Origin of the sequence: Streptomyces sp. E2N166, assembly GCF_003671715.1 — a bacterium.
GTDB classification, from domain to species: Bacteria; Actinomycetota; Actinomycetes; order Streptomycetales; family Streptomycetaceae; genus Streptomyces; species Streptomyces thinghirensis.
Genome location: NZ_RAIF01000025.1, coordinates 218,642 through 222,420 on the forward strand (window position 1 = coordinate 218,642; position 3,779 = coordinate 222,420).

3 protein-coding genes are annotated in these 3,779 nt (G+C 75.0%); all 3 read left to right on the plus strand.

Annotated elements, in window-relative coordinates; translation table 11 throughout:
• The first annotated feature begins 58 nt into the window (after positions 1-58).
• The 3 genes from EBH09_RS19055 to EBH09_RS19065 are packed head-to-tail and all read left to right on the plus strand — an operon-like array spanning position 59 to position 3,777.
• Positions 59-1,084, plus strand: a complete 1,026-nt coding sequence (locus EBH09_RS19055) for an alpha/beta hydrolase (protein ID WP_121748187.1) — start codon at positions 59-61, stop codon at positions 1,082-1,084.
• A complete protein-coding gene (locus tag EBH09_RS19060) occupies positions 1,077-2,399 on the plus strand; it encodes an acyltransferase (RefSeq protein WP_121748188.1) in 1,323 nt (440 codons plus the stop codon). The genes EBH09_RS19055 and EBH09_RS19060 overlap by 8 nt, the downstream gene beginning before the upstream one ends.
• Before the next feature lie 34 nt (positions 2,400-2,433).
• Positions 2,434-3,777 carry a sensor histidine kinase gene (locus EBH09_RS19065; RefSeq protein ID WP_238697363.1) on the plus strand — a complete coding sequence of 448 codons (1,344 nt, stop codon included), beginning with the start codon at positions 2,434-2,436 and terminating at the stop codon, positions 3,775-3,777.
• Positions 3,778-3,779: the final 2 nt, after the last annotated feature.

The window sequence follows — 3,779 nt, forward strand, 5'->3', positions numbered from 1 at the left end:
ATTCATAACTTCCCTTACAGGCAAGCCCGATGGTCGGGCGAGCTGGAGGGGAGAGGCCATGGGGCCCGGCACGGCGGTACGTTGGCGGCGGCGCGTGAGCAGATGGCGTCGGACTGTCCTCGCCGCGCTCATCTGTGGCGCCGTGGTCCTTCCCCTCTCCGGTGCCGCGCGCCCCGAGATCCCCGCTCCTGCTCCCGCCGCGCTCGCGGCCCCGACGGCCGGCACGCTGGAGGAGGTGTACGCCGCCAACCGGGCCAACGCCGCCGTGGCGTCCCGGATGGCCGCCGCCCACGGCGACCGGCACCGCGCGGCGGCGAACCGCTCGATGGCCGACCCGTCCCGGCGTCTGCTCGCCTTCGACGGCCGGGGCGCAGGACTGGCCACTGAGGTCCTCGGCGACCTGGCCCACGCCGACCGCGTCGCCGTCCTGGTCCCGGGCTCCGACACGAGCATCGACACGTACGGCCGGTTCCGTGCCGCCGCCCTGGCCCTGCACCGGCGGCTCGCCGCGCAGGCACCCGAGGGCACCCTCCCCCAGTCTCGGCTTCGCTCGAGCGGGGGGACCCCCACGGCGGTCGTGGCCTGGCTGGGCTACGAGACACCGGGCACCATCAGCACCACCGTCGCCACCACCGGCCGCGCCGACCGGGCCGCCCCGAAGCTGCGTGCCCTGGTCGACACTCTGCGCGGGATCACCGGCCCCGCCACCCGCTTCGCCCTCCTCTGCCATTCCTACGGCTCGGTGGTCTGCGCCCTCGCCGCCGACGGCCTGGACGTCGCCGACATCGCCCTGGTCGGCAGCCCCGGCACCGGCGCCGACTCCGCCGCGGACCTGCGCACGAGCGCCAGGGTCTGGGCGGCCCGGGGCGCCGACGACTGGGTGCGGCACGTACCGCACCTCAGCGCCGACCTCTTCGGCTCCACCGTCGGCTTCGGCACCGACCCGCTCTCCCCGGACTTCGGCGCCCGGGTCTTCGCGGCCGGCGACGGCGGCCACAGCGACTACTTCAGATCCGGCTCCGTCTCCCTGACGAACCTGGCCCGGATCGCCCTGGGCGAGACCACGGAGGTGACCCATGACTGAGGTGAGCCGAACGACCCGACTGACCCGACTGACCCGAACGACCCGACTGACCCGAACGACCCGAACGAGCCCACCACACGCCACGCCGAACCGGGGGCGCGATGCCGCCGCCCGGCAGGGGCTGCGCCGCATAGCCACCCGGCAAGGGCTGCGCCGCGCCGCCGCCCGGATCGACGCCGCGACGCCCGCGTCGCGGGACCGTGCCGTCGACGCCCTGCGTGCCATCGCCATCCTCGGCGTGGTCCTCGGCCACTGGCTGGTGACGGCCCTGGTCGCCGACGGCGGCGGCCTGCGCGCGGCCAGTCCGCTCCAGGACATGCCCTGGCTGTCCCCGATCTCCTGGGTCTTCCAGACCCTTGCCGTGTTCTTCCTGGTCGGCGGCCATGTCGCAACTCGGGGCTACGCGTCGGCCAGAGCCCGCGGGACCTCCTACGGCCGCTGGCTGTCCGCCCGGCTGTCCCGGCTGTTCCGCCCGGTCGCGGCCGTCCTCACCCTGTGGACGGTGACGGCGGCGCTGCTGCTCCTGACGGGCGCGGAGTTCGTGACCGTCCACACCCTGGTGAAGCTGGCCCTGTCCCCGATGTGGTTCCTCCTGGTCTTCGCCGCGCTGACGGCGGCGACTCCGCTGCTGACCCGGCTGCATCCGCTGTGGCCGCTGGTCGTCGTCCTCCACGTCGACCTGCTGCGCTTCGGGCTCGGCGCCCCCTCCTGGCTCGGCTGGATCAACCTCGCCGCGGGCTGGCTGGTCCCCTACACCCTCGGGGCCGCCTGGACCCGCGGCGAGCTGGACCGCCGCCGCGCGGGCGGGCTCCTGCTCACCGGCGGTACGGCGGCGACCGCGGCGCTCGTGGCCTGGGCGGGCTATCCGGCGGCGATGGTCGGCGTCCCCGGCGCCGACGTGTCGAACCTCAACCCGCCGACGCTGGCGGCCGTCACCTTCGGCCTGGCGCAGTGCGGCCTCGCGCTGCTGCTGCGCGAGCCGCTGCGCCGCGCGATGCGGCGGCCCGTGGCTTGGGCGGCGGCCGCGCTGGTCAACCTCTCCGCGATGACGATCTTCCTGTGGCACCAGACCGCGTTGATGGCGACCACGGCCACCGGCCTGCTGGCCGGCCGCCTGCCCGGTCTGCACACGCTTCCCGACGGCCTGGACTGGGTCGCGGCCCGGCTCGCCTGGCTCCCCGTGTTCGTGTTCGTCCTGGCCGGCTGCTGGGCCGCCTTTCGCTCCCGCGAGCGCGGCGGCCGACGCCGCTCCCGGGTCGTCCGGACGCATCGCCCGCCGGGCCGGACGAGGACGGCGGGTGCACGTCATGTCTAGGGTGGGCCGAGTGATGCGATGGGGGAGCCGGCGGATGACCAGGGACGGCCGGTTCGCGCGGGTGCTGCGGGTGCTGCACGACGACCTGTGGACCTGGCGGGCGGATCCGCTGCCGCCGTCGGTGTGGCTGCGCTGGTTCCCGCACGGTGTCGTCTGCCTGGCCGCCCTCGGCGTGCTGCTCGGCGGCGCGGCCCAGCTCAACGACAACGGCGGGGTCGAACCCGGGTTCGCCTTCCTCATCGCACTCGCCCAGGCCGGCGCCATGGTGCTCGCGCTGTGGCGGCCGGTCGCGGCGTGGTGGCTGTCGATGGCGGCCATGCTGGTGGGGGCCTTCGCCGTGCGGTCCGGGATGGACGCGGGCGGCGCCACATTCACCTGGCCCTGGCCGGTAGCCGGGATCATCGCGCACCTGTTCGTCCTGCTGCTGCTCGCCCTGCGGGTCCGCACCCGGGTGGCCGCGGAGGCGCTGGTCCTGACCGCGCTCGCCACCTACGTCATGCAGGGACTGGTGGGCGGGCGGAACTACCAACCGACCGGTGAGCTCGCCATCATCCTGTTCGCGGTCGTCGTCGTGCTCGGCACCGCCCTGCGCGGCCGCCGCGAGGCCCGCACGGAACTCGCGCAGCAGACCTCGCTGACCGCCGAGGAGAGAGCCCGGCGCACCCTGCTGGAGGAGCGCGGCCGTATCGCGCGAGAGCTGCACGACGTGGTCGCCCACCACATGTCGGTGATCTCCATCCAGGCCCAGGTCGCCCCCCTCCTCGTCGAGAACCCGCCGGACGAGCTGAAGGAGAACCTCGCGGGCATCCGGCAGAACGCGCTGGAGGCCCTCACCGAGTTGCGCCGGGTGCTGGGCGTTCTGCGCTCCGAGCACCCCGACGCACTGGAGACGCCCGAGGGGGGCGACGCCGCCTCCCACGCCCCGCAACCCACCCTTGACCGGCTCGACGCGTTGGTGGAGAACATCCGGGCCGCCGGGCTGGCCGTCACCACCGAGACGAGCGGGACGCGTGTCCCCCTGCCGCCCGGTGTGGAGCTGTCGGCGTACCGGATCGTGCAGGAGGCGCTGAGCAACGTCCTGCGGCACGCGCCCGGCGCGACCGCCCGGGTCCACCTCATGCATCTTCCGATCGGACTGCGCGTGGACGTGTCCAACACCCGCCCGGAGCGGGCCCCGGCACCGTCCCAGGGGGCGGGACACGGGCTGCTCGGCATGCGGGAGCGGGTGGCGATGCTCGACGGCACCCTGACGGCGCGGCCACTGCCGGACGGCGGCTACCAGGTGGCCGCGTTCCTCCCGGCCGACGGCCCCGGCAGCCCTCTCAGCCCCGACCGCCCCCTCAGCCCCGACCGCCCCCTCAGCCCCGACGGCCCCTGAGC

Excerpts from the sequence above, each read along its gene's own strand:
- EBH09_RS19055 (WP_121748187.1), top strand. The coding sequence starts at position 59 with ATGGGGCCCGGCACGGCGGTACGTTGGCGGCGGCGCGTGAGCAGATGG.
- EBH09_RS19060 (WP_121748188.1), top strand. The coding sequence starts at position 1,077 with ATGACTGAGGTGAGCCGAACGACCCGACTGACCCGACTGACCCGAACG.
- EBH09_RS19065 (WP_238697363.1), top strand. The coding sequence starts at position 2,434 with ATGACCAGGGACGGCCGGTTCGCGCGGGTGCTGCGGGTGCTGCACGAC.